Source organism: Acidisoma sibiricum, from assembly GCF_057837225.1.
In genome coordinates this window covers 3,735,883-3,761,828 of record NZ_CM174445.1, presented here as the reverse complement: position 1 = coordinate 3,761,828, position 25,946 = coordinate 3,735,883, and the positions used below count along the sequence as shown (strand labels likewise).

General features: G+C 63.3%; 20 protein-coding genes. 7 read left to right on the top strand and 13 right to left on the bottom strand.

Annotated features, from left to right (window positions below; genetic code table 11):
• Window positions 1–231 precede the first annotated feature (231 nt).
• Together AC3G7M_RS17795 and AC3G7M_RS17790 are read right to left on the bottom strand one after the other, a co-directional pair.
• Entirely contained in the window at window positions 232–1,167 is a 936-nt protein-coding gene (locus AC3G7M_RS17795) for a helix-turn-helix domain-containing protein (protein WP_489213470.1), read from the bottom strand.
• Window positions 1,164–2,174 (bottom strand): zinc-dependent alcohol dehydrogenase family protein, encoded by a 1,011-nt coding sequence (locus AC3G7M_RS17790; RefSeq protein WP_489213469.1) that lies wholly within the window; start codon window positions 2,172–2,174, stop codon window positions 1,164–1,166. Before AC3G7M_RS17790 ends, AC3G7M_RS17795 begins: the two co-directional genes overlap by 4 nt.
• Before the next feature lie 120 nt (window positions 2,175–2,294).
• Between AC3G7M_RS17790 and AC3G7M_RS17785 the strand changes: the two genes are divergently transcribed.
• Entirely contained in the window at window positions 2,295–3,131 is an 837-nt protein-coding gene (locus AC3G7M_RS17785) for a LysR family transcriptional regulator (RefSeq protein ID WP_489213468.1), read from the top strand.
• A 97-nt stretch (window positions 3,132–3,228) separates the two neighbouring features.
• On the opposite strand, the gene AC3G7M_RS17780 is transcribed toward AC3G7M_RS17785, so the two are convergent.
• The 3 genes from AC3G7M_RS17780 to AC3G7M_RS17770 form a co-directional block, all read right to left on the bottom strand.
• The gene (locus AC3G7M_RS17780; RefSeq protein ID WP_489213467.1) at window positions 3,229–4,524 is read right to left on the bottom strand and encodes a DEAD/DEAH box helicase; all 1,296 of its coding nucleotides are present in this window, start codon (window positions 4,522–4,524) and stop codon (window positions 3,229–3,231) included.
• A 122-nt stretch (window positions 4,525–4,646) separates the two neighbouring features.
• Window positions 4,647–6,686, bottom strand: coding sequence for a hybrid sensor histidine kinase/response regulator (locus AC3G7M_RS17775; protein ID WP_489213466.1), 2,040 nt, complete (start codon window positions 6,684–6,686; stop codon window positions 4,647–4,649).
• Between the two features lie 123 nt (window positions 6,687–6,809).
• Window positions 6,810–7,925, bottom strand: coding sequence for a citrate synthase (locus AC3G7M_RS17770; protein WP_489213465.1), 1,116 nt, complete (start codon window positions 7,923–7,925; stop codon window positions 6,810–6,812).
• A gap of 106 nt (window positions 7,926–8,031) precedes the next feature.
• On the opposite strand from AC3G7M_RS17770, the gene AC3G7M_RS17765 reads away from it, so the two are divergent.
• Both AC3G7M_RS17765 and AC3G7M_RS17760 read left to right on the top strand, forming a co-directional pair.
• Window positions 8,032–9,123: a citrate synthase/methylcitrate synthase gene (locus AC3G7M_RS17765; protein ID WP_489213464.1), complete on the top strand. Its 1,092-nt coding sequence runs from the start codon at window positions 8,032–8,034 to the stop codon at window positions 9,121–9,123.
• Window positions 9,124–9,237: 114 nt separating this feature from the next.
• On the top strand, window positions 9,238–9,534 hold the full coding sequence (locus AC3G7M_RS17760; protein ID WP_489213463.1) for a hypothetical protein: 297 nt from the start codon (window positions 9,238–9,240) through the stop codon (window positions 9,532–9,534).
• Between the two features lie 390 nt (window positions 9,535–9,924).
• Here the strand turns inward: AC3G7M_RS17760 and AC3G7M_RS17755 are convergent, their stop codons facing one another.
• On the bottom strand, window positions 9,925–10,902 hold the full coding sequence (locus tag AC3G7M_RS17755; protein WP_489213462.1) for a hypothetical protein: 978 nt from the start codon (window positions 10,900–10,902) through the stop codon (window positions 9,925–9,927).
• A 416-nt stretch (window positions 10,903–11,318) separates the two neighbouring features.
• Between AC3G7M_RS17755 and AC3G7M_RS17750 the strand changes: the two genes are divergently transcribed.
• The gene (locus AC3G7M_RS17750) at window positions 11,319–12,605 is read left to right on the top strand and encodes a glycosyltransferase (protein WP_489213461.1); all 1,287 of its coding nucleotides are present in this window, start codon (window positions 11,319–11,321) and stop codon (window positions 12,603–12,605) included.
• Window positions 12,602–14,197: an FAD-dependent oxidoreductase gene (locus tag AC3G7M_RS17745; protein ID WP_489213460.1), complete on the top strand. Its 1,596-nt coding sequence runs from the start codon at window positions 12,602–12,604 to the stop codon at window positions 14,195–14,197. Before AC3G7M_RS17750 ends, AC3G7M_RS17745 begins: the two co-directional genes overlap by 4 nt.
• A 56-nt stretch (window positions 14,198–14,253) precedes the next feature.
• Here AC3G7M_RS17745 and AC3G7M_RS17740 read toward each other — a convergent pair whose 3' ends face one another.
• Window positions 14,254–15,588 carry an oligosaccharide flippase family protein gene (locus AC3G7M_RS17740; protein WP_489213459.1) on the bottom strand — a complete coding sequence of 445 codons (1,335 nt, stop codon included), beginning with the start codon at window positions 15,586–15,588 and terminating at the stop codon, window positions 14,254–14,256.
• 351 nt (window positions 15,589–15,939) lie between these two features.
• Between AC3G7M_RS17740 and glf the strand changes: the two genes are divergently transcribed.
• Window positions 15,940–17,136: a UDP-galactopyranose mutase gene (gene glf, locus AC3G7M_RS17735; protein WP_489213457.1), complete on the top strand. Its 1,197-nt coding sequence runs from the start codon at window positions 15,940–15,942 to the stop codon at window positions 17,134–17,136.
• Window positions 17,137–17,181: 45 nt separating this feature from the next.
• Here the strand turns inward: glf and AC3G7M_RS17730 are convergent, their stop codons facing one another.
• Complete coding sequence (locus AC3G7M_RS17730) at window positions 17,182–18,546, bottom strand: hypothetical protein (RefSeq protein ID WP_489213456.1); 1,365 nt, start codon at window positions 18,544–18,546, stop codon at window positions 17,182–17,184.
• Window positions 18,547–18,571: 25 nt separating this feature from the next.
• Window positions 18,572–19,978, bottom strand: coding sequence for an exopolysaccharide biosynthesis polyprenyl glycosylphosphotransferase (locus tag AC3G7M_RS17725; protein WP_489213455.1), 1,407 nt, complete (start codon window positions 19,976–19,978; stop codon window positions 18,572–18,574).
• Between the two features lie 582 nt (window positions 19,979–20,560).
• Between AC3G7M_RS17725 and AC3G7M_RS17720 the strand changes: the two genes are divergently transcribed.
• Window positions 20,561–21,910, top strand: a complete 1,350-nt coding sequence (locus tag AC3G7M_RS17720; protein ID WP_489213454.1) for an outer membrane beta-barrel protein — start codon at window positions 20,561–20,563, stop codon at window positions 21,908–21,910.
• 65 nt (window positions 21,911–21,975) lie between these two features.
• On the opposite strand, the gene AC3G7M_RS17715 is transcribed toward AC3G7M_RS17720, so the two are convergent.
• The 4 genes from AC3G7M_RS17715 to AC3G7M_RS17700 form a co-directional block, all read right to left on the bottom strand.
• Complete coding sequence (locus AC3G7M_RS17715; protein ID WP_489213453.1) at window positions 21,976–22,575, bottom strand: polysaccharide biosynthesis/export family protein; 600 nt, start codon at window positions 22,573–22,575, stop codon at window positions 21,976–21,978.
• Window positions 22,576–22,639: 64 nt separating this feature from the next.
• Entirely contained in the window at window positions 22,640–23,407 is a 768-nt protein-coding gene (locus AC3G7M_RS17710) for a lysozyme family protein (protein ID WP_489213452.1), read from the bottom strand.
• Window positions 23,404–24,495, bottom strand: coding sequence for a glycosyltransferase family 4 protein (locus AC3G7M_RS17705; RefSeq protein WP_489213451.1), 1,092 nt, complete (start codon window positions 24,493–24,495; stop codon window positions 23,404–23,406). The genes AC3G7M_RS17710 and AC3G7M_RS17705 overlap by 4 nt, the downstream gene beginning before the upstream one ends.
• Window positions 24,492–25,943: a hypothetical protein gene (locus tag AC3G7M_RS17700; RefSeq protein WP_489213450.1), complete on the bottom strand. Its 1,452-nt coding sequence runs from the start codon at window positions 25,941–25,943 to the stop codon at window positions 24,492–24,494. The genes AC3G7M_RS17705 and AC3G7M_RS17700 overlap by 4 nt, the downstream gene beginning before the upstream one ends.
• Window positions 25,944–25,946 lie beyond the last annotated feature (3 nt).

Here is a 25,946-nt window from a genome sequence, read left to right as displayed (position 1 = left end):
GAAGCTTTGGTAAACGAGGCATGTCCTGAGCGTCTTTTCAAACCGGTTGCGTGCCCAGCGGCCGCATCGGCACCGGTCGGTTATCGACCGAAGTGCTAAGCCATTTACCGAGGATCCTGCTTTTGTGATTTTCCGCGTCTTGTTGAAAAAGGAGCATTTTTTCGACACGGCGTGCCGCCGCGCTTGGCGACCCGCGCTTCTGTTCCGCAAATGTGGAGTTTGACTAACGCGTTACCCAGATTTTGGAAGGACTATCGCCTCCGGGCATTTCGCGTGATGACGGCGCCAGGTGCCGGGCGGGACCCCGACCACTTTTCGGAAGGTCGCAGCAAAATGGCTCTGATCAGCAAAACCGCATGCGAGCGCGATATCAGCGAGGCTTGTCTTGCCCTTGACCAAACAGCGCTTGGCAGCCTCAATTCGCTGTGCAATTAGATACTGATGCGGTGGCAATCCTGTTGATTGCTTGAACGCCCGGGAGAAATGTTTGGCGGTAAGGCCGGTCAGTTCGGCCAGGTCATCCAGGCAAATGTCTTCCGCCAGGTGGTCAATCATGAAGTCGCATACCCTGCGCAAATGGCGCGCCGGCAGGCCGCCCACCTGAGGCCCCACGCCTAGATGCGACGATTGATGCAGCCGCATCAGCCAGTCGACCAGCAGGAGCGCACGACCTTCCATCTCAAGCGACGTTGCCGGAATGCGCAGGTCAAACGCGCGGCGCAAATAGTCCGATGTCAGGCTCTGCAGCATTTTTTCTGGCACGAATGAGAGATCGTCGCGCAGGCGGCCGCTCAGCGCAGGAAGGCGTTCCATGTCGGACGCTCTGTCGAGCAGTGCATCGGGCAAGAACACCTGCCCGAATTTGATGCTGCGGTAGGCGAGATAACGGGTCGATGTTCCCCGGGGTTGGAGCGCAAAATCCCGGCCGGGGCCGCTGGTTCGCATGACCCGCCGGTTGTGATCTTCGACGGTCGCACCATGGAGACGAAGGGCGATGACCGTTTCGGGCGTAATTGTCCAAGAGGATTCGCTGATGCCTGCGGCCCCGTTATAGAGGGCGGCGGGTGCGATCCACCGCTCCTGGGCACCTTTGATTTCGCCTGCGCCGACGCTGTTGCGCATAAATGTAAAAAATTGGGGGTTGGCCGCGTCTGATTCTCCCTTCATGACTCTGTGCTTGCCTCCAGATCGATCGAGAGTTTGCCGCGCGTCAGGCCCTCTCCGATCAAACGATAGGCTTCATCCAGTCTGTCCAGCGTGAACCGTCGTGGGTCCAGCGATGGCGAAAGTTGCCCCGCCTCCGCCATGCGCGCTGCCTTGGACAAGATCTCGCCATGGTGTTTACGGCCCTCGCCCGTCAGCAAAGGCAGGAGCGTGAAGACGCCCGAGTAACTGGCGGCGCGAAATGAGAGCGGGGCGAGCGCATGCGTGCCCCAGCCGAGCGCACTCACCACATGGCCGAACCTGCGCACGGCTGCGAAAGCGCCATCCAGCGACGAACCGCCAACGCAGTCATAGACGAGGTCGAAACCATGATCGCCGGTCAGACGCATGACGAGCGCCGCGACGGGCTCTGAACGGTCGATGAAGCTGGCTCTCAGATTTTCGATCGTTTCTTTGCTGGAGGCGGAACCGGTTGCGAAGACTGTGGCGCCCCGAGCCCGCGCGATCTGGATCACCATTTGGCCGACGCCACCGGAGCCGCCTAGAACGAGCACGGTCTGACCGGCCCGCACCGCCATGCGATCAACCAGTCCCTCCCAAGCCGTGATGAAAACCAGCGGCACCACGCTCGCTTCCCGCATGCTGAGATTAGCGGGTTTGAGCGCCAGTAGATCCGCATCCACGGCGGCATATTGGGCAAGCGAACCCTGATGGCCGCCAACGCCTCCAGTCATGCCGAACACCTCATCACCGGTCCGGAAGCCCGTTACCCCGGGGCCGGTCGCCACTACCGTCCCTGCGAGGTCGAGACCCAGGATGGCCGGCGGCTTCTGTCGCGCATGGGCCGCGGCGCCTTCACGGATTTTGAGGTCGAGCGGGTTCACGCCACTCGCCGCGATCCGAACCAGTACTTCGCCTGCGCCGGCGACCGGACGCGCAACCTCAGCAAGACGGAAGGGTGCGCCATAGGCTTCGAGAATGGCCGCTTTCATCGTAAGACGCTGGTCCATTACGGTAACTCCTGGTGACGGCCAAAGCATCGTCTCCTATATTTCGTAAGGCGATCATCAATACTGCACGAAGTTCATGCAGTTCTGTTTGGGCCAGATGCCATGTTGGAATGGAGTGATTTGCGCGTCTTCCTGGCGATTGCGCGCGAAGGCACGCTCGGGGCAGCCGCGCGGCAGCTTGGCCAGACTCAGCCGACGATGGGGCGGCGCCTGCGCGCGCTGGAAGCAGCTGTCGGGCAGACGCTGTTTCAACGCACAGGAGAAGGTTTCGTTCTTACCAGCGAAGGATCTTCCGTGCTTGGCCATGCGGAACGCGTCGAAGAGGAAGTTCTGGCGTTCCAGCGGCAGTTGGCGGGCCAGGAGGCACAGTTGCAGGGGATGCTACGGCTCTCTTCCTCGGATTGGTTTGGCACCTTCATGCTAGCCCCTGTACTCGCCGAGTTTGGCCGCCGGCATCCGCTCGTTTGCGTTGAATTGCTGACCGATGCGCGGCTGTACAGCCTGCCGCGGCGAGAGGCGGATATGGTGTTCCGGATCAAGCCTTTCGACGAGCCTGAAGTCATCTCACGCCGGCTGATTCATATCCCATACGGGCTTTATGGTTTGGCGGGGAGCGATATGCCGCGTTTGGGTGACGGAGCCGGGGCGCAGGTGATCACCATGAACATCGACTTTGCAGAAATGCCGGATGCGGTCTGGCTGAAGCGCCTGTTGCCGAACGCGACCGTTGCCCATCGCAGCAACAATCGAGAGGTGCAGGCGCAACTCTGTTCCCATGGCGCGGGTCTTGCGGTTCTGCCACGACCTTTGGGCGACGTGACGCCCAATATAGTTGCGTTCGACCTCGCCGAGCCGCCCCCAGGACGGGACACTTTTGTCGGCTATCATCGTGATCTGAGGCGACTGGCCAGAATGCGGGAGTTGCTGAGCCTGATCGTGGAAAGGCTCGCTAACTAAGGCGCGTCAATTTATTGCTGCGGTCTCCGAAATTAGCTTTCTTTGTCGGAGTGACCAACCCTCACCGGATGGGGCGTCCGGATACGAGGCAGCCTGCTCAGACCTCTTCCATCACCTCGCCCGTGGCGGCCGCGCGGGCGGCGCGTTTTTCTGCCTCGGTCCAGACCTTACGCTCACGCTTGATCTGCGGCTTGGCTTCCTTGGGCGCAGCGCCGCCCAGCACGGGCGGGCGCATCGTGGAATTCCGCGCCGCTTCCGAATGCCAGGCGTGATCGGCATGCACGGTCAAAGCGCGGCCGATGTCGCGCTCCACCGCTGCCAGCCAGGCCCGCTGCTCGGCATCGCAGAGCGTGACGGCATAGCCGTGGCGTCCGGCGCGGCCGGTGCGGCCGATGCGGTGGACATAGCTTTCCGGCAGGCTCGGCAGGTCATGGTTGAAGACATGGGTCACGGTATCGACGTCGATGCCGCGGGCGGCGATATCCGTCGCGACCAGAACCTGCACGCGGCCGTCCCGGAAGGCGTCCAGCGCACGCTCCCGCTGGCCTTGCGACTTGTTGCCATGCAGCGCCTCGGCGGTGATGCCGGCCTCAGCGATGAAGGCGCAAACCTCGTTCGCGATATTCTTCTGCAGCGTGAAGACCACGGCCTGGCCAATGCCGGGGGTCTGCAGCAGCGACAGCAGCGCCGTTTTCTTGTTGGCGGCATCGACGAACATGACCGACTGCTCGATGCGGTCAACGGTCGTGGACGGCGGCGCGATTTCGACCTTGGCCGGATCACGCAGCAGGTTTTCGGCCATGGCGGCGATGGTTTTCGGCATGGTGGCCGAAAACAGCAGCGTATGCCGGTCCTGGGGCAGGGTGGCGACGATGCGCTCGATCGGCTTGGCGAAGCCCATATCCAGCATCTGGTCCGCCTCATCCAGCACCAGCACTTCCAGCTGCGACAGGTCACACAGGCCCTGCTCGATCAGATCCAGCAGGCGGCCGGGCGCGCCGACGATAACATCGACGCCGGTTTTCAGCGCATTCACCTGATGGAACTGGCTGACGCCGCCGAAAATGGTGGTGACGCTGAGCGGATGATGGCGGCTGAACGTGGTGAAACCGTCGGCGATCTGCGAGACCAGCTCACGCGTCGGCGCCAGCACCAGCACGCGGGCGCCGCCCTGGGGCGCGGGACGGGGCGTCTGGCTCAGGCGATGCAGCAGCGGCAGGGCGAAAGCCGCCGTCTTGCCGGTGCCGGTCTGTGCCAGGCCCAGCACGTCGCGGCCTTCCAGCAGAAGCGGGATCGACTGCGCCTGGATCGGGGTCGGGCTGACATAGCCTTCCTCCGACAGGGCGGTAAGGAGATGCCGCGCCAGAGCGAGATCGGCGAAAGTCTGGGGCATTATCACGCGGCGCCTCCGGCGCTGAATAAGGGCGCGCCTGATAGGGCTTCGCTGGTTGGGATCGCGGGGTTCTAGGGGCGATGCTGCACTGCGTCAACGCGCAGCTGCATGACGGTTTTCGACTAGACCCCGATAATGCCGCGGATGCGCGCGACCACCGTATCGACCGCAAAGGGCTTGGTCAGAACCGCCATGCCTGGCTGCAGATGGCCATGACCGAGGATGGCGTTCTCGGCATAGCCGGTGATGAACAGCACCTTCAGGTCAGGGCGGGGCACGCGGCCGGCATCGGCCATCTGGCGGCCGTTCATGCCGCCGGGCAGGCCGACATCGGTGATCAGCAGATCGATCGGCACGTCCGACTGCAGGATTTTAAGCCCCGCCGTACTGTCCGCCGCCTCGATCGCGGTGCAGCCGAGATCGGCCAGGATATCGGTCAGCAGCAGGCGCACCGTGGGCTCGTCATCGACCACCAGCACCGTCTTGCCTTCTTCGACGCGGCTGAGCGGGGCGGGTGCGGCCGGACGCTCCTCGTCCTGCACATCGCCGTAATGGCGGGGCAGGTAGATGCAGACGGTGGTGCCGTGGCCGACTTCGGAATAGATCCGCACCTGGCCGCCCGATTGCCGGGCGAAGCCGTAGATCATCGAGAGGCCGAGGCCGGTGCCTTCGCCGATGGGTTTGGTGGTGAAGAAGGGCTCGAAGGCCCGCGCAGCCAGTTCGGGCGCCATGCCAACGCCCGTATCGGTCACGCAGAGGGACAGATACTGACCCTCCTCCATGTCGTGCTGACGCGCCGCCTGCGCATCCAGCCATTTATTGGCGGTCTCGATCGTGATGCGCCCGCCATTGGGCATGGCGTCCCGCGCATTGATGCAGAGGTTGAGAAGCGCATTCTCAAGCTGCGGCGGGTCGACCAGAACGGGCCAGAGGCCGGCGGCGCCGACCACCTCGATCTGCACGCCGGGGCCGACGCTGCGCTGGATCAGCTCCTGCATGCTGGCGACCAGCCGGTTCACATTGGTGGGCTTGGGGTCCAGCGTCTGACGGCGTGAAAAGGCCAGCAGCCGGTGCGTCAGCGCCGCGGCGCGCCGCGTGGCGCCCTTGGCCGCAACCATGTAGCGGTCAACCTCGGCCAGGCGGCCCTGGCGGATGCGCGTCTCCATCATCTCCAGCGAGCCCGAGATGCCGGCGAGCAGATTGTTGAAGTCATGCGCCAAGCCACCGGTGAGCTGGCCGACCGCCTCCATTTTCTGCGCCTGGCGAAACTGCTCCTCCAGCAGGCGCTGCTTGGTCATGTCGACGCCGACGCCCGTCCGCCGCACGGCCCTGCCGTCTTCAAAATAGGTATGGCCGCGGGACAGCACCCAGCGGATCGAGCCATCTGCGCGGCGGATGCGATATTCGAGTTCCAGATCGCCGGATTCGGTCAGCCCCCGGCTCATGGTCGCGCGCAGGGATGCCATATCATCGGGATGCACATTCTGGAGGAATTCGGCCGCGCTGATGCCCGCGCTGTCCCAGACAGGGTCGAGCCCATAGAGTTTGGCGATATTCTCGTCGCAGGCGAAACGATCAGCCGCGACATCATAGGTCCAGACGCCGACCCCGCCGACCGCACCCAGCGCCAGGCGTGCGAAAGCCGCGGAGTCATGCAATTCACGGGTTCTCTCTTCTACCCTTTGTTCAAGCGTTTCATTCAGTTCCCGCAGCGCCTGCGCCGCAGCTCTGGCCTTTTCACGTTCTGCGATGAGCTCGTTTTCATCGGCGCGACGGTCGGTGGCATCGGCCACCACCACGCGCAGCCCGATGACGGCCTGGTCAGCGTCGGTTATGGGCCGCCAGTCGATCCGGGCAGGGAACGTGCTGCCATCGGCGCGGCGCAGAGCGAGGGCGGCATGGCGCACGGCGTCGCCCGCGCGCAGGGACTGGGCGTAGTGGCTGTCGTAAAGGCTGCGGGCCTCCGCCGTGAACAGTGCCGCCAGGGACAGGCCGATCAGGTCCGCGCGGGTCAGCCCAAGCCAAGTGAGGATGGTGGCATTGGCGCGCAGGATGGTGCCGGAGAGCGTGGTCGTCAGATAGCCGCAAGGCGCGCGGTCATAGAGTTCGTCATACGTCTCCTCAGGCAGTTCCGCCGGTTCAGCTGCATCTGCCGCCGTCATTTACAGAGCCAAGGCATGTATTTTGGCTGCGAGGATCGCATGAGGGGCAATCGATCTCCATTGAGACGTCTGCTCTACCAAGCGCCCGGCGGGGTAGATAGCGGCAATCGCTGATCTCGCTGGTTACTTTGGCGGCGCCGGGCCTGTGTAAATCCCCCGCGGCCGGATCAGGCTGCCCGTCTCCAGCTGCTCGACCGCATGGGCGACCCAGCCCAGGCTGCGGCCGAGGGCGAAGAGGCGGAAGGGCGCATCCGCGGGCATGGTGCCGCTGGTGGCAAAGGCCGCCAGCGCGAAATCGATATTGGGCCGCGTCCCTGTCAGGCTGGCGCCCGCCTCGCAGAGCTGTGTGACCCATGGATCGGCCGGCAGCGCTCGCAACAGCGCCGCCGCCCGCGGATCGCCGCCCGGATAGAGCGGATGCCCGAAGCCTGGTAGCGGATGGCCCACGGCAAGATGGCGGCGCAGGGCAGGGATGGGGCCGGTCGCGCGCGCCTCGGCGATGAGGGCCATGGCGGCATTGGCGGCCCCGCCATGACGCGGACCGGAGAGGGTCGAGAGGCCGGCGAGCAGGCAGGCGGCTATGGACGCGCCGGTGGAGGCCGCGACCCGCACCGCGAAGGTCGAGGCATTCAGTTCATGATCGGCGATCAGCACTAGCGCCATGCGGAGCGGCTCGGCATGGAGCCGGTCCAGGCGCCAGCCGCGCGCCAGGCGCTGATGCAGGGGCAGATCGCTTGCCTCGGCACCGAGCGCATCGGCGAGGCAAGCGATCGCCTGTTCCGCATCGGTCTGCAGGGTCGCGGCATGGCGCCCCAGGGCGGGCTGGCTGTCCGGTATCAGAGCCGCCAAAGCCGAGAACGGGTCGCGCCTCTCGGCCGGTGACGCCGGAAAGGCGACGGCACGGCCACAGTCCCAGAGCAGGGTCGCGACCACCTCACAGCTTGCGGCTTCTGCCAGTGCCACGGCGTCCTGGCCGCGATAAAGCAGCTGGGCGTGCCGGACGGTGGAGATGGTCGTCTCGATCGAGGGTTCACCCCAGGCCAGGGTGCTCGCGGCAACGGCTGAGATGCGGCGCCCACGGCGGCGGCGGGTTCTCAGCGCTTCGACATCCTCCGCGCGATACAGGCTGCGGCGCGGATCGGCCGGATCGGGCTCCATGCCGACCTGCCCGCGACTGACATAGGCGTAGAGCGTCTGCGCCTTGATCCCCAGCAGCGCCAATGCCGTCGTCCGGTCCATCCATGCGCTCATGTCAAGGCAACCGCTTATGTTGATTTAATTGATCAAGATTGATGCAACTCGGCGACGGCAGCAGTTTCAGGCCGGATGGTCAAGGAGAGGCAGGATGATGATCAGCGGGCTGGAAGACGTGGTCGCCGCAGAGACGGTGCTGTCGGATGTCGATGGCGCGGGCGGCCGGCTGGTGATCCGCGGGCAGAGGCTGGATCAGATTGCCGGCGTTCTGGCCTATGAAGATGTGGTCTCTCTGCTTCTCGCCGGTTTCGTGCCGGACCTGCCGCAGGGGGACCGTCTGGCGACAGCGCTGGGGGCCGCCCGTGGCGATGTTTTCGCGCGCATCGCCCCGGTGATGGACCAACTGGCGCGGCTTGGCCCCTATGACGGTCTGCGGGCCGGCATCGCCTTCATGCCGGACGGCAGCGGACGGGATGACATCCTGCGGCTGATCGCCGCCCCCGCCGTGCTGACGCCACTGATGATCCGCCTGGGCCAAAGCCTGCCCGCGCGCGCGCCTGACCCTGAGCTGACTCAGGCGGCCGATTGCCTGCAGATGCTGGGCCGGGAGGCGGCGGATGGTGCCTTTGCCCGCGCGCTGGATACCTATCTCGTCACGGTCTGCGATCACGGCCTGAATGCCTCGACCTTCGCGGCGCGCGTCGTCGCATCAACCCAGGCGGGCCTGACCTCATCCGTTCTCGCGGGTCTGGGCGCGCTGAAAGGGCCGCTGCATGGCGGGGCGCCTGGCCCCGTCATCGCCATGCTGGATGCCATCGCGGCTGATGGGAATGCGCAGGCCTGGCTGGAGCGGGAAGTGGCGCAGGGCGGCCGGCTGATGGGATTCGGCCATCGCATCTACCGCACGCGCGACCCGCGCGCCGACGCACTGAAAACGGCAGTCAGGCCGCTTGCCGCCTCACCGGCTGCCGCCGCCCGTCTGGCCTTTGCGGAGGGTGTGGAGGCGGCGGCCCTGGGCGTGTTGCGGGCGAAAAAGCCCGGTCGCGCGCTGGAAACGAATGTCGAATTCTATACGGCCCTGCTGCTGGAGGCGGTGGGCTTTCCGCCACAGGCTTTCACCTGTGCTTTCGCCATGGGGCGTATCACGGGCTGGATCGCCCATGCCCTGGAGCAGCAGGCGGCCGGGCGGCTGATCCGCCCGCAATCGCGCTATGTCGGACCCGGCAGCGCCCTGGCCAGCTAGCCGCCCGGCCGGCGCGGCCCGCGGTCGCAAATTCTTCAGCCGGACTTAGCCGGGACAGGCGTATGATGCGTCCCAAGACCCCGATAGACGGGGCCGCTGGAGGGGAGGCAGGTCATGGCGAGATCCATCCTGATCATTCTCGGTTTTCTGCTAATGGGCCACTGCCATAAGGCCTGCGCGCAGGCGAGCCCGATGAATGAGGGGCCGCTGGGCACCCCCGTGACGCCCCAGCAGATCGGCACGTGGATGGCCCCGCCGGGCCTGACCCAGTCTGAAGCAGCCTATGATGCGGGCTTGCAGGGCTACGCCCAGGCTCGCCAGATGCGGGAGGATCGCTACGGCGACTGGATCGGCCGGAGCGGCGCGCGGCAGTTCATCGTCTTTCCCGATGGGCAGGCATTTCCGTACTGAAGCCTGCCAAAGCCAGAGTGGCCGAGATCGGCGTGCCGGTCCGCGTCAGCGCAGCATTCCTGTTCACGGTCTTCTCGCGCGCCGGGCGGAACCGCACCCTGGTGCAGACGTGGCGGGTGGAGCGCCCATCACAGGATCGCTAGCGCCGCATTTGGGGCTCCGGCGCCATTTTGGCCCAGCCTATGGTCAGGTGAGCGTTACGGTTTCGTGCGGTCCCAATCATGGCTCAGATGCGGCGACTTTACAGTTCCGGTTGGTTGACGATTGTGAACGGTTTTCCTGCCTATGCCGATGACTGGCGGCGTGCAGGGAAACTGCCGGTCTGTGCGATACGGCGGTCCCCCAAAGGGGGTGGCGTGCATATTCTGTTTTTCGGCTTTTGCCTGGGCATTAAGCTAAGATAGCCTCTGACCACCGGAAAAGGTCAGGCCTGCTCCGCATCAGGTCGATCATCCCGGCATATTGGCCACCGAAGGAAAAATGCCCGGCGACGGTTTTGCTGGTGACGACGATGGGCCGGGAATGGATCATGGCCGACGCGCAGATATGGGATTCGTCACCGCCCAGCGTATTCATGCCGGCGAGCAGCTTGCGGCGGGAGACGCCGAAATAGCTGAACTGCTCCCAGAAGCTGCGCTCAAAGACGATGATCCCGATGCTGAACTGGATCGGGCTGAGCAAATCCTCGGTCGGCATGGCGCTTAGCCGCCCGGTGAGCGTTTCGAGTGGCGTCGTCTGCTCCCAGATCCAGCGGGCGACGACCGGATCGGTATGGATGGGCAGGCCCGAGGTGCCAAGCTGCGCCGTGCCGAACCGGCTTTCATAGTCCTCGAGCAGGCCGAGCGCCCGCAGCATGGGACGATAGCAGAAGCCGTTCAGCGGGATGATCGGCGCGACGAAGCCGGGATCGACGCGGCCCTCAGCCTTGATGCGCTTATATTCCTCGACCAGATCCAGGATCGTGCGCGGCAGAAGAAACATATCCTCGTCCAGCTTGACGATCCACTGCGCGCTCTCGTGAAGCTTGAAGCAGACGTTCTGCGCGAGGGATACATCATTCGTGGCGGTCGCGAGATAGCTCCAGCCTTCGCTTTTGCACAGCGCCGCCAGGGCGTCATCCCTTTTGCCGGGCGAGACGAAGCAGATATCCGCCCCATCCACGGCCGCGATGGCAGCCTTCAGCCGCGGCATCACCAGGGGCCAAAGATCCTGCTTGTAGCCAGCCAGCACCGTGATGAGCAGCGCGGATTGCGTGCGGCGATCATCGAAGGTGACGCGATCGTGGAATTTAGAATAGGCATCTGCGGCGCGCGCCGCGCGTTTGACGGCGCCGTAAGCCTGCGTGGTAATGGACCGCTGCCATGACATCCGTGGTTTGGCCTGTGCCTGTGGCTTCGCCTTTGCCTGCTGGGAGGGCGACGAGGCCTGTTCTGTCGTCCAGGCTGAGATGTCCGCTCGCGCCAAAGGGTTCTCCTTCAAGAAATCATTGCTGGCACCGCGCACACTAAATTTTGCCGCACAAAGCTCAACCTCGCCCTAAGAGGTAGGCGACCACCCTTCGGATTAGACGATATCGGCAGTTTTCGTCTCTTGAGCCGATGGGTGGAGATCGCGCATCTCATTGCATTATCTCTGCCCAAAGGACGTGCCTATGGCTGGTCATCCCTACGCCCCGTGCCTGCGCATCAATGAGCGCGGGTTTCGGCGCGATTACGTCTTTTGACCAGTTTACAGGATGATGCACGGGTCTGCGGGATCATGCTTGCCGAGGAGACTCCTGGACAATGAGCGGTTCCGCCATTTCTCTGCGCGATGACAATGTTCTGAGCAGACCAGTGGCTTTGCCGCCGGGCGAGGCCGCGGGTGTGGCAGAACCTCTGTTTGCCGCGCGCGCGCGGGCGCCGCGCATCGCGATCGTTCATGAATGGCTGGAGGTCTATGCGGGCTCGGAACGGGTTCTGGAGCAGCTTTTGCTGTGCTTTCCCGATGCCGATCTATTTGCCGTCGTCGATTTCATGACACCCAAGGAGCGCGCTTTTCTCAAAGGCCGCACAGTCACGACCACCTTCATTCAAAGACTGCCCTTGGCCAGGAAGCTATTTCGTCACTATCTCGGTCTTATGCCCATGGCGATCGAGCAGCTAGACGTCAGCGCCTATGATATTGTCATTTCAAGCAATCATGCAGTGGCCAAGGGCGTGCTCACCGGACCGGACCAGATCCATATCAGCTATGTGCATTCGCCGATGCGCTATATCTGGGATCTGCAGCACCAGTATCTGCGGCAGGCAGGTCTCGGCTGGGGACCAAAAGCCCTTTACATCCGGGCCTTGTTCAACAAGCTGCGGCAGTGGGATTATGCCAGTGCCCAGCATGTCGACCATTTCATCGCCAATTCCCGCTACATCGGCCGCCGCATCAAAAAAGCCTATGGTCGTCCGGCTCTGGTCATTCATCCGCCCGTGGACGTGACCGAGTTCACGATCGGCCAGCAGCGGGACGACTTCTACCTCATGGCGGGAAGGTTCGTGCCCTACAAACGCGTGGATCTTGTGGTGCGCGCCTTTCGCGACCATCCCGGCCGCAGGCTGGTCGTGGTCGGTGCCGGGCCCGAGGCTGCGCGCGTTCATGCGGCAGCGGGTGGTGCCGCGAATATCGAATTCCGCGGAGCCGTGCCGAAGGCTGAGCTGATTGGCCTGATGCAGCGTGCGCGCGCCGCCATCTTTGCCGCCGAAGAGGATTTCGGCATTGCCATGGTCGAGGTTCAGGCCTGCGGCACGCCGGTGATCGCCTTCGGCAAAGGTGGTGCGCTGGACATCATCGAAACGGGACCAGGCCGCGGCCCGACCGGCGTTCTGTTTGCGGAACAAACGGTCGAGAGCATCGGCGCTGCTCTGTCGCAGTTCGATGCCATCGCTCAGGATATGTCCCGCGACGATTGCCGGGCCAATGCCCTCCGCTTTTCGGAAGAGCGGTTCCGCGACCGAATGCGCTCCTTTGTCGACGAAACCGTCACGCGGCCGCACTCTGATCAGGACAGCATCTCGGCCAGAGCAGGCAGCCGGCCATGATCCGCGCGACGATCGCCGAACTTTCGTCGCCGGAAGCATTCACGGCTGATATCTGCATCGTCGGCAGCGGTCCGGCCGGTCTGACCATTGCGCGCGAACTGGCCTCGCACCGCCTCAAGGTTCTGATTCTCGAAAGCGGGCGACTGGACAGGGAAGATGAATTCTCCGCCGGACTGAATGCGGTAGAGACCTGTGGAGCGCCGCGCGTGGCCGATCAGTCCCGCCTGCGCAATCGCATCTTCGGCGGGTCATCCCACACCTGGTCCGGGCGCTGTACCACGCTCGATGATCTCGATTTCGAGCGCCGGCCCTGGATTGCTGACTCAGGCTGGCCAATCGCGCCGGCCGCGCTGGCGCCGTTTGCGGATCGCGCGGCTGGTCCTTTGGGCCTGGTGCCCACGCAGTATGATGAGACACTGGCCGCAGCCCTGAAACTGTCGCACCGGTTTGCCGACAAGAATGAAACCCCGCTGCGCTCTATCTACTGGCAATTCAGCCGCGACCCGCAGGCCGGGCATGATTTCATGCGCTTCGGCCCAAATTTCCTGAGGAGCGACCTCTCTGATGTGACCGTGGTGACGGGTGCGACTGTCACCGAGATCCGCTGCACCTCCAATGGGGGGCGCGTCTCAGGCCTGACGGCGCGCAATGCCGAAGGTGCCACCCTGCAGGTAACGGCGCAATATTTCGTGCTATGCGCGGGCGGGATCGAAAACCCTCGCCTCTTGCTGGCCTCCAACAGGCAGCAGCCGCATGGATTAGGCAATGCCCGTGGCCTTGTCGGCCGCTATTTGATGGACCATCCCCGCACCAAGCTTGGCAGGTTCGCGCCAGAGCAGCACGCGCGCATTCTCGCCGAATTCGGCGTGCTGCCGGCCACGGGCGGCATGCGCATGCAGCGCGGCCTGTCCTTGAGCCGCCGCGTCATCGCAGACGAGCATCTCGTCAATGCGGCGGCCTGGGCGGTGTATGATTTCGCGGAGGATGATCTCTGGAGCGCGCTGAAGGCGGCAAGGATGAACGGCCGTGCAACCTGCCTGACTCAGGCGGGTCTTGCTCTGCGCCATGCTGATCAGGTGCTCGCCGGTCTGTCCGCGCATTATCTGCGCAAGCGGCCTTTGCCGCGGCGTCTGCGCCATCTGGACCTTGACGTGACGCTGGAGCAGGTGCCGGACCCCGACAGCCGCATCACGCTTGGCGCGACATGCGACGCCTTCGGCACGCCGCGCGCGCGCATCGACTGGCGGATCAGCGATCAGGAGCGCCGCACCGCGGTCTATCTGGGCCAGGCCATCGGCCGATCCTTCGCGGATGCTGGCCTGCCAGTGCCCGTTTTGCAGGATTGGGTGAATGACAACCGGCCGGAGGACGCCGTCTTTTACGACGTCGCCCATCCCACCGGCACGACCCGCATGGCACGCACGCCGGAAGAGGGCGTGGTCGATCAGGACTGCAAGGTCTTCGATGTCGACAATCTCTATATCGCCGGCAGTTCCGTCTTCCCGACCGGTGGCCACGCCAATCCGACGCTAACGATCGTGGCGCTGGCCATCAGGCTGGCGGATACCATCAAGCTGCGCTGTGCCGCCTGAGAGACTGTTTGAGACTGCTGTGCCGCGGCTACCGGCCGCGCATTTCCAAATAGTCTCTAAGTCGACCGCAGCCGGCCGCGCAGATGGGCATAAACATCAGCAACATGGCGCGGCGTGTGCACGATCGCAGCGAGGGACGCCAGCGCGAATTGCCGCTCATGCTTCAGCAGATGCAAGGTGAAGGCCAGCGCCAGCAGCAGTTCCGTGATGATCAGTGCGATGGCCGCGCCTGTCGCGCCGAATTCAAAGCAGCCTCCCGTCAGCAGGATAAGATAGAAGACCGCGAAACCCATGGTGATGCGGGAGACATCGCGGCTCCAGCCGAGCGGGATGAGAAACTGCCGTGGCAAGGTGCCCGCGATGCTGGTCAGCAAGGGCAGGGCTGAAAGCCAGCGCAGAACGGGTGTCGCCTGATGGAAGCTGGGGCCGAGCACGATGGTCGCGATGAAGGGCGCGGCGAAGAATATCGCGACGCCAAGGCCGAGTGCGACCAGGATTTGAAAGCCGAGGAAGGGCCCGGCGACATTGGCGGCGGCCTCCCGCGATTGCGCCAGCAGCGCGTTGACACGGGGATACATCACCATGCTCAGCGGCACGGTCAGCGCCATCACGACCCGTGTGATGCGGTCCGCGCCCGCGAAAAGCCCGACCTCACTGGAACCGGAGACGAGCGCCAGAACCAGCGGTGCTGCCGTTGAATAGGCAATCCAGCTGCTCTGTGACAGGAAGTAGTGGCGATAGTGCCAGATCTGCGCGCCGGCCGCGCGGATGGGAAAGCGGGCGCGGCCAAGCTTGAGGAAGCGGCAGGCGATGAAGAAGCCGGCGAAGCCGCTGATGATGGAACCGACACCCTGCAGGCCGCAGGCGATCCAGGTATCCTGCGGTCCGTGGACGAGCACGAAGGTGAGAACAACGGCAAGGCTGCGGCCCGCGATCGAATAGATCGTGAACATCGCCATGCGCTCGAGGCCCTGGACGAACCAATCAACCGTGAAGATGGCGCCGAGAATATTGAGCAGGCCCGGCAGCAGCAGATAGATCGGCGTCGGCACCCGGTGCAGGGTGAGGATGGCGAAGAGCACGCCGGTGGCGAAGATCGACAGCAGGGCCTTGGCCGTCATCGTCTTCCAGAAGATGTCGCGCAGCTTGTCCTCATCGCCCCGCGCTTGAGCCACGTCGCGCGTCGCGCCGAGCGAGAAACCCCAGTCGATGATCAGATAGAGATAGGCATTGATGCTGATGACGAAGGCGAGCACGCCGTAATCGGCCACGCCCAGGGTGCGGGTGAGATAAGGGACGTTGACCATGGCCAGAAGATAGCCGCTGGCCTGGAAGATGGTGGTCGATGCCAGATTGGCGGCGACGCGCTTGAGCGAGCCATGGTCAGCCATGGGCGGCATGTCTCGCGAGCCGGTGGGAGAGCGGAGCAAAGTCCATCGTCATGCCGTTCCTGCTGTCATCATGCGTCCGGTGGGTTCTGCGCGCCGGAGCCGAGGCTTAGCCCACATCAAAAATGCTGCGCCGCAAACCTAGAGGTATTGCGCTTTGCCGTTCTGCGGAAATAGGCACTTCGGTGATACCGCGATCACGAATTCGGCCAGTGGGCAGAGACCATCACCCGATTGCATCATGGCGCGGCTGTTCGTTACCTCCTTTGAAGGAGGGCTCATCCGATGGGACAAATCGCGGCAGGCCGCCCATGGGTCTAGCAGCTTCAGGATGACAATGCAGGAAGCCCCGGTATGCTAGATCTCATTCGTGACTGCGACATCGTCATCGTGGGGTCCGGGTTTTCTGGCGCCGTCATCGCCGAAAGATGCAGCACGGAATTGGGGCTGAAAAGCCTGATTCTGGAACGCCGCACCCATGCCGGCGGCAATTCTTACTCAGAACTCGACCCGGATACCGGCATTGAGGTGCATCGCTATGGCGCGCATCTCTTCCACACCTCCAATCCCGAGGTCTGGAATTATATAAACAGGTTCACCGAATTCACCGACTATAAGCACCGCGTGCTGTCGGTCTACCGCGACCAGATCTATGCGATGCCGATCAATCTGCTGACGATATCGCAGTTTTTCGGCAAGGTGATGACGCCCGCCACGGCGATGGCGCTGATTGCCGAGCAGCGCGGCGAGATGGCCGGGCGCACGCCGCGCAATCTGGAAGAGAAGGCGATATCCCTGATCGGCCGCCCGCTGTATGAGGCTTTCATCCGCGGCTATACGATGAAGCAATGGCAGACCGATCCGCGCGATCTGCCGGAATCGATCATCACCCGTCTGCCCGTGCGTCATACCTATGACACGCGCTATTTCGAGGATCGCTTCGAGGGCCTGCCGGTGAACGGCTATGCCGCGATCTTCGATCGCATGCTGGCAGGCAATAAGATCGAGGTCATGCTGGAGACCGATTTCTTCGCGCTCCGCCGGGAAATCGAAGCGATGGGCAAGCTGATTTTCTATACCGGCCCGGTCGATCGCTACTACGACTATCGTTTCGGCGCGCTTGGCTGGCGCACAGTCGATTTTGAGCGGGAGGTGATTCAGGCGGGCGATTTTCAGGGCGCGCCGGTCGTCAACTACGCCGATGAAGAGATCCCCTATACCCGCATTCTGGAGTTCCGGCACATGCACCCGGAGCGGAACTATCAGACCGAGAAAAGCGTCATCTTCCGTGAATATTCGCGCGCCGCGACCGAACGGGACGAGCCCTTCTATCCGATCGGCCGTACGGCCGATAAGGATCGCTACGACCAGTATCGCGATCTGGCGGCGGCTGAGAAGAATGTGATCTTCGGTGGCCGTCTTGGCACCTATCGCTATCTCGACATGCACCAGGCGATCGGCGCGGCACTCTCGACCTTTGAGCGTATCATCAAGCCGCGTCTGACGCAGCCACAGTATGCCGCACTCCGCGCCGCTGTGCCGGCTCTGTGACACGGCGATAAGCCAGGCAGGCCGGGCGGGGACGCCCGGCCTGGCTTAGGGCTTGGCCGCAGAGACAGGCGGCGCGATACGCAGGATCATCGCATGATCCGTCAATGTCATTTCGACATCCTTGGTGCCGCGCAGGCTTTTGATGGGCGCGGTACCCTGAGCGATGTCGAACATCTCCACCGCAGGCTGCTGGGTCGCGAAGGTGACGGTGACGGCAGCCTGTCCGTGGGTCTGCTCGTTCCAGATGACAAGGTCGAAGCTGCCGTCGCTTTTCTGCAGCAGCAGGTCATGCACGGTGCGGGCGCCGGTGGTGATGGCAAAGGCAAGCTTTCCCGGATCAGCCGTTGTCGCATGATCTGCCAGTAGTGTGGTCAAGGCATGGATATAGCGGGCGGCGAGTTTCGGCCGGTCGCCGGCAAAAAGCCCCTGATGACCCGGTCCACCTTCCTCATCCTTCAGCTCATAGATGAAGGTATAGCGCCAGCCGCGCTTGAACTGGGCGAGGTAGGTGTTGCTGAGTACAGCCGCCTGCGCGGCTTCCCCGCCGGGGTCTGAGACGCTGTCCCACCCCGTCTCGGTCGTGACCCGCGGCTGCTCCGTGAGAGCGGCCGCGTCATAGCCCCGAAAATGGCGCCGCCAGGTGCTGCCGGAATTGCCGAACAGCCCGTCCCAGCGGCCGTCCAAAACCGGGTCGGCCGCCTGCCAGGCCTGGTTGTCGCCATAGCCGCCATGCACGCCGCTGACATAGTTGTGGATGTTGAGGAAGTCTGAATACGCCGTACCGGCAGCCGCTGCGCCCGCGAAGCCTTGCGGCGTGGTGCGAAATTGCAGGCCGACATTCTCCGTCTCGGCGCCCGTCTCAGACGGGCCGAATACCGGATAATGCGCGAGCACTGGATCGTGCCGCACCGCGCGATAGAGCGCGGCCTGGAATGCCGCGACGGGCTTCCAGCTGCCACCGTCACGGCCGCCGCCTTGCGCGCCTGCGAAGGTAATGGGGAAATTGTTTGGCTCGTTGGGGCCTTCCAGGGCCAGCAGAGCGTCGGCTTGCGCCAGCATCCGCGCCGATGCCAGCTCACCATCCAGATCGCCGCCACCGGTAATGGCGAAGTGCACACCGGTGGCGCGCGCGATCAGAATATCGCCTTCGATGTGGCGGATGCCGTCTCTGACGGCACGGATGCCAAGATAGCGCAGCGGTGCGATATAGGTCTTGGGATCGTAGCCCTGATCGACATGGGTGTTGACACCCAGCGATGAGAGAAAGCGGTCGGCACTGACGGCGGTGACCGGTTTGACCGGTCCGCGATCGAGGCCCGCTGCATCGTCCGACCCCCCGGCCACCGCCGAAATCGGCATGGCCAGGAGGCAGACGAGAGAGAGATGAGAGAGTGGTGCGGTTTTACTCATTCAATCAATATAAACGCTGTGCCGATCAATGGGCACCCGAGCGCGAGAGCACGGCGGGTAACGTCTTGAGCAGCACGGCGACATCCAGCCACACGCTCCAGTTGTTGACATACCATACGTCAAGCTGCACGCGCCGGGCGTAGGTGGTATTGCTGCGGCCGCTGACCTGCCACAGGCCGGTGACGCCGGGACGCGCATTATAGTAATGGGCGATGTCATCACCATAGAAATGGACCTCGCTCGGCACGATCGGCCGCGGCCCGACCAGGCTCATCTCCCGGCGAATGACGTTGATGAGCTGCGGTAGTTCATCGAGACTGGTCTTGCGCAGAAAGCGGCCGAAGGCGGTGATGCGCGGATCGTGCCGCAGCTTCTGCGTTGCCTGCCATTCGGCCTGCAGCGCCGGATCTCGCGCCAGGGCCTCCTGCAGCACGCGGTCGCCGTCGACCACCATGGTACGGAACTTCAGGCAGGGGAACATCTTGCCGCCGGTACCCAGCCGCTGATGAGCGAAGAAGAGTGGCCCATCGGAAGACAGGTTGAACAGCGCGGCGATCAGAAAAATGGGACTGGACAGGACAAGCAGGATCGCCGCCGCCATAACGTCAAGCGCGGTCTTCACGGCCTGTTCCAGGGTGCGCGACATGCTGTGCTGAAAGCTCAGCATGACGACGTCATGGCTGAAGAAGCGCGTCGGCTGCCAGGCGAGGGCGGGCATGGCATGAGGGCCAGGTGCGATGGCAAAGGGCACCTTGTCGCGCAGCGCCGCGTCAATCAGCTGGCGTTGCAAGGTGCTGTCATCGTCCACCGCGAAGAGGATCTGGCTTGCCTGATGCCGCTTCAATATGGCCCAGAGAAAGGCGCTGTTGGAGCGGTCGAGAATACGTTGCGGATCGACCCGGCTGACGATGCTGTAGCCAAGCGATGGGTCAGAGGCCAAGGCGGCTTCGACGGCCAATGCGGCCTCGCCGGTGCCGATCAGCACGATGGGTAGCCGCCAAGAGCCCAGTTGCACAAGCATAGTTTTGGCGAATGCCGTGGCGAATGTGGCCAAGATCGGAAACAGCACGAAGGTCAGGAGTTGCGGCGCATGGCTGACGATGTGGCCCGCGAAAAATCCAGCGAGAAACTGGACGCCGAAGGCCCAGCATGACGCCGAAAAAAGCTGGCTTGCTTCCGCCCAGAAAGGCGTCCGCGCCGTATAGCGTCCGCGCAGCGCGAGATAGGAGATGGTGACGGCCAGGATGATCGTCATGTTGAAGACGCTTGTCCTGGCAATCGGCAGAGCCGATTGATAGTCGTCACTCAATAGAAATTGCACACCGACCGCGGCCGCTTCAGCCAGGGCGGCCGCGATCAGGTCGGCTGCCAGGAATGAGATTGAGCAGATGATCGGTGCAAGCTTCGGCCGCACACGAGGTGAAAAATCCACCCCGTCTGCCGCTACCAGTTGAGAGCTGGAATGATCCTTCAAAATCTTCAAAATCCCTCTGAAACACGCCGTTTCGGATGGAGGGAGATCTAAAGCGCGCGAGGATCGTTGAGAGGTCGCCATTTCGGGCGAGTACGGGTTTATCGGCGCGCCAGATGAGGCATCGATTTCGTAATGCGTATAGACCACAGTGGTGAGAGCGGGGTTCCATCCAACCTGACGGAGGATGTCCGATGGCGGGAAAAGCGATCCCAACCCAGCCGGGTGGTTGGCGCTTCGGACTAGGCTATGCCGCAGTGCAGCGCTGCGCTACCTCGTTTGGCGGGGGTCCGCACACAGATTGCCCCCTTGGCTGATCATGGAGGTAGCACGGCCGGTGGCATCACGTTCCCGTGCTGACGGGCGGAATGGCCAGGGGAGAGTGGGCCGCAAGTCGTGGTATTTTGCAAGATAGGCTGGATTTGTAACGGCCGGCGGTTATGGTTTAGGCATCAGCCGGCTATGCCTCGTCGATCCTATTCACGCGACCGCCATGATGTCACGCTTGTCTCGCAACCGCGCCATCGGACGGAGTTTTCTTTGATGGAGTTTTCTTCGTCCATGCCGCGCCGCAGTCTTCGACCGGGCCTAAAGCCCTGGATCATTCCCCTGCTCGGCATCGCGCCCGTCGCTTGGGCGCTACCAGCGCAGGCACAGACGCAAGCGAGTGCCTATTTTCCGACGGGCAATTACGGGTATGACCAGGATCTGGGCGTTACCGTGCTGACGCGGGCGCGCCCGGACTATGATCAGGCCGGTATTCGGCTCGGCGGCTTTACCATCCGCCCGCAGCTTGATCAGTCGATTTTCGACAATACCAATGTCAACGGCAATGCCGGCAATGATTCGGGCAGCTGGGGCTCGCGGACATCAGGCAGCATCACGGGCCAGTCGGATTGGAGCCGCAATAGTCTGGCTGCAAGCCTGGGCTTCGACCATGACGCCTTTTTTGCCCTGCCCAACGAAGACTACACCAATTGGAATATCGGCCTTGGAGGTGGATATACGATTGCCGGGGGGGAGCTTAAGGCCCAATACGCCCATTCCACCTATAATCAGCTCGGCACAGAAATCGGCATGGCGCGATCGGAACTGCCGGCTGAGAACACCACCGATACGGGCGAGCTGTCCTATGACTTCAATCTTGGCCGCGTCACTATTACGCCGTCGCTGGATGTCAGCGCCTACCGTTTCGGCGACATCACCGCCAATGGCGTGAAGACCAGCCAGGCCGAGTTCGATCGCAATGTCCTGGCCGGTGGCATTGTCACCCGCTACGCGCTGACGGGCGATTTGGGCTTGCTACTGGTCACGCGGGGCAGCAGTTCGACCTATGTCAATCAGGTTGAGGGTCAGCCGAGCAATGATTCGGTCAGTGGCATGGTGCTGGCCGGTTTCGACTTTCAGCCCAAAGACGTATGGCGCTATTCCTTTGTTGTGGGAGTCGAGACCCGAACCTTCTCGGCGTCGCAATATGGCACCTATACGGCGCCTGTCCTGTCAGGCCAGGTGGTATGGACGCCCGATCCCGTGCTGACCTTGACGGGCAATCTGACCCGGAGCATCGAGGATGCCGATACCACCGGCAATGACGGCTATGTCTTGAACGAAGCCAAGATCGTCGGTGATTACGAGCTGATGCGCAATGTGCTGTTGGAAGGGCGGGTGGGTTTGCAATATGTCTCCTATCTGCAAGGTGGCACGCAGACGAATGAGACAGTCGGTGGTGGCGTCACCTGGCTGATCAACCGCAATATGCGCCTGTCGCTGGATGATGACTTCACCAATCAGAATGCACCTGGCACATCGACCGTGACCAGCATCGCCTCCGATCAGCTCAGCGGTGCCTTTACGCAGAACCTGCTGATGCTGACGCTGCATTTCGCACTGTGACCCGACACCCCCAAAAGGCATAAAAAAACCCGCGGCTGGCGCGGGTTTTTGGGGTTATCGGGATTTCAAAAATAGCGCTCAAAGATAGTGATGACATCGCCGGGCTCGATTTCCTCGCCCCTTGGCGCGCGGCCCTCAATGACATGCCCGTCGACCTTGCGCAGGACGGAGACATAGCCTGTCTGGGCGCGATAGGTGAAGCCGCCGGCGACGGCGACCAGCGTGAGCGCGGTCATGCCGGGCTCATAGCTATACTGGCCTGGCTTCTCGACCTCGCCCAGGATGAAGACCGGCCGATATTTGGCAATTTCGACGGAAACGCTGGGGTTGTTGAGCAGCTTCCGCTGCTGCAGCTCGGTCGAGATCGCCTGTGCCAGCTCATCGGTGGTCTGGCCGCGGGCTGGCACGTCACCCAGCAGCGGCACCGAAATGTTGCCGAGGTCGTTGACCGTGAACAGACCGGTCAGCTGCGTCTGCCCGAAGATGACGACACGCACCTGCTCGCCTGTGCCCAGCGTATAGGTCGAGGCCGTTGTCTGCGGCAGCGGCGGCAATGCGGAGCCTGGCGCACAGGCCGAGAGCGCCAGACACGCGGCGAGCCCCACGGCAGGCAGGCGCCAGCCTGCGCGGCGCGCTGAGGAGGAGACGGAAGAGAGAAGGGTCATTGTGGCCACCATCGGGCTTCAGGTCTGTTCAAGAGATCGACATCTGAGCTGTCTGAGCGCGCTTTCAATGTGCGTCGCTCAGCATAATTGGTGCCGGGCGATGCCGGCGCGAAATCGCTTTGGTTGCAGGCACGGCAAGAAGGCGGGTCCAATTGCCCGACAGGTCAGCCGATGGGGACCCCCCTGCACCGCTGCTGAGCGTCGCATTCCAGGCGGTCTGCAACTGCTGCAGGCGATTGTCCGGGGGTGCCAGCGCCCTGTCTCCACCGCTCAGCATCGCTTCCACGCGCTGGCGGTAGGGAATGGCCAGCGCCAGGGTTTGTGAATGATACTGGCCCGCGGCCTCCTGCCAATCACGGGTTTGGGCGTGTAGCGATATCAGGAATCGGGCGGCGTAATCGGCATTCTGAGCAGGATCAAAAGCATCATCCAGCGTTTTGAAAGCGGTCGGGTGATACATCAAGTTAACCTGCATGCAGCCGACATCGATGGAGCTGATGCCTTGCGCCTGAGCTTGCTGCACCCAGCGAATGGCTGCGGCCTTGGTGGGGAAGAAATGGCTTTGGTTTTCGGCCTGCACGCTCCAGGGCCAGGGCCGGCGGCCGCCATCGGCCGGACGACCGGATTCCACCTGGGCGATGGCGAAAAGCAAGCCCGTCGGTAGCGCGTAGCGGGTTTCCGCTGTCTGCACGGCGTCACCGCAAACCTGGGTCGCATCCTGCGGCGGATCGAGCAAGCCTGCCTGGGCCTTGCCGCAGCCCAGGCCCGCGAGCAGCGCGATGCCCGCCGTCAGGCCGAGTGTCGAGATGAATTTCGACGTCTGACACCTCATGATGGCATCTGCTGCAAAACATTGCCCAGCAGGCGCGCGGCCGAAAGCCAGCTCAACCGCTCGGCACGGTCCAGGCCACGTTGACGAAGATCCGCGCGCAGACCTGGCTGATCCAGCAGCCGCTCGACGGCTTCGACGAGGGAGGCCGGCTTGTCCATGGCGAAATAGAGCGCATCCTCGCCGCATATTTCCTCGACCGCGCCGCCGCGCGTCGCGATGACCGGGCAGCCGCAGATCATCGCTTCCACCGGCGGCAGGCCGAAACCCTCATAGCGGGAGGGAAACAGCAGGCAGGCGGCGTTTTCATAAAGCGTCCGCAACTCGGCATCGCTGGCGCGACCAAGGTTCCGCAGGGCGGCCTGATCGGCGGTGTCCTGAAAGACGGTGCGATTGGCACCCCCGGTCATGGCGACCACCATGCCGCGCCGGCGCAGGGCCTGCACTACGTCGGTGAGCGCGCCGAGATTCTTGTGGGCGGCCCGGCTGCCGACGACCAGGGCATAGCCGCCCGGCGCCAGATCATGGCGCGTCAGCACAGTCGGGTCCGCGGTGACGCGCCGGATATGATCAGCCCCTTCGTAGATGACGGCAATCCGGGCGGGATCGAGCTTGAGCCGGGCCGCGATGCGCTGGCGCGAGAATTCAGAGACCGTCGCGATCTGCGCATCCCGGCGGACCAGCGCATGCTGGAGGCTTTTGTAGAGAAGGCGGAATTTCCAGGAATAGGAATAGGGCGTGTCGAAGACGCCGGCATCATGGATGACGACGATCTGTCGCGCGCCGCTGAGCACGGGGGCGGTATTGCCGAGATTGATCAAAGTGCCGCCGCGCGTGGCCTGGGGCAGGTCGATCTGCTCCCACAGATGGCCTTGCCGGTTTCCGACGGAGCGGACGGGCAGGCGCAGGCCCTGAATCATCTCCGGCTGATGTCCATCTTCCAATTGTGGCGTCAACAAAGCGGTCTCTGGCCACTCTCCCTGAGTGGCCAGACTGTCGATTGCGCGCGTAATTTCGGCGGCAAAGCGCTGCACGCCGGTAACGGGCTGCGACAGAAAGCGCCCGTTCACATAGACGGGGCCGGGCATCATGCGAAACTGCCTCTTTTTCTCGGATTGTCTGAAAGGATGGTGGTGCTGCCGGCCCTGGGTGCCATGGCACGGGCGCTGCGGCTTTCCGCCAGCATGCGGGCGGCCGTGCCGGTGACGCAGCCCAGCTGCAGATAGAACGGCAGCGAGGTGATGGTCGGCGCCGAGACGAGGGCGGCGGCCAATTGGCCACACAAAGCGGCGCCGAAACCGTCCAGCACGATACTGCCGGCATGACCGGGGTTATAGCGGCGCGCGCGGCGCATCAGCATGGTCACCTGCAAGGCCAGAAGCAGCACCATGGCAAGCCCGAAGATGCCGCCATTGGCGGATAGGCCCGGGACCAGGCTGGAGGCGCGAAAACTGCCCCAGCCGACGCCCAGGCCATCGGTCTGCGCGAGGGTGGCCAGGGCCGCGCCGTCCAGCCCGCTGCGTTCCTGATAGGATTCACTGTCACCCTTCGACAGGGTGGAATTCACAACCTCATTCACCGAGGATTGCAGGCTAGGGTCGAGGAGGAAGGCCGGAACCACGATGATGGCACCGACGCACAGCAAGGCCGCGCCCTTTTTGGCCAGGCGCCCGACCGCCCGGCCGTTCCCTGAGAGGGCCGCGAAGGTCATCATCATCGGAAAGCCGGCCGCGAGCGTCAGGATGCCGGTGGTGGAGGTCGATAGCAGCATCGCCAGGATCGAGAGGCCAAGCAGAATATCGACGCGCATGATGCGGTGGCCCCGCGCATTCAGCCACAGGCAGCAGAAGAACAGGCCCGATAGATAGAAGGCCAGGGCGGCAGGCTCCGAGAAGGTTGCCTGAATGCGCGGCACCGGACCCAGGCTTTGGTTGACGATCGCCCAATTGGGATTGGAATAGATGACGGCGGCCGGAAAGGGCACATGGGCGACGCGGTAGGCGAAATCCCAGAAGGTGATGACGATCACCGCGTAGCCGCTGAGCAGATAGGCGCGCAGCAAAGTCTCCAGGCGGAAGCCGCTGCGCGTCACCAGCAGGCCGGCGCAGAGCGCGACCATGGTGTAAAGACCGAGATAGAGCGTCTGCGTGACATTGCCGGAGGTGAAGCTCAGCGGCACATAGCCAGGATTGATCAAGTCCGGCCGCTGCGGCCAGACCATGATGCGGCCCTGAAAAGCCTGCGGCAGCACCATGATGGAGATCGCGGCATAGACCAGCAGAGCCAGAAGCGGCGCCAGGGTTTTGAACACCTGCGCCTCGCCCGGATAGCGCATGCCCAGCATATATTGGGCCACGACATAGGTGACAAAGATCAGACCCGGAACAAGTGCGGGCTGCAGGCCGAAACTTCCGAACAGGAAGGCGGCGCCGGCCTCGAAAATGGCGGCGACGAAGGCAAGCTGCAGCAGCCGGACCGGGTTGGTGGCCCAGACAAGGCTCAGCGGCAGCAAGACGATGCCAAGAAGCGTGATTCCCATGAC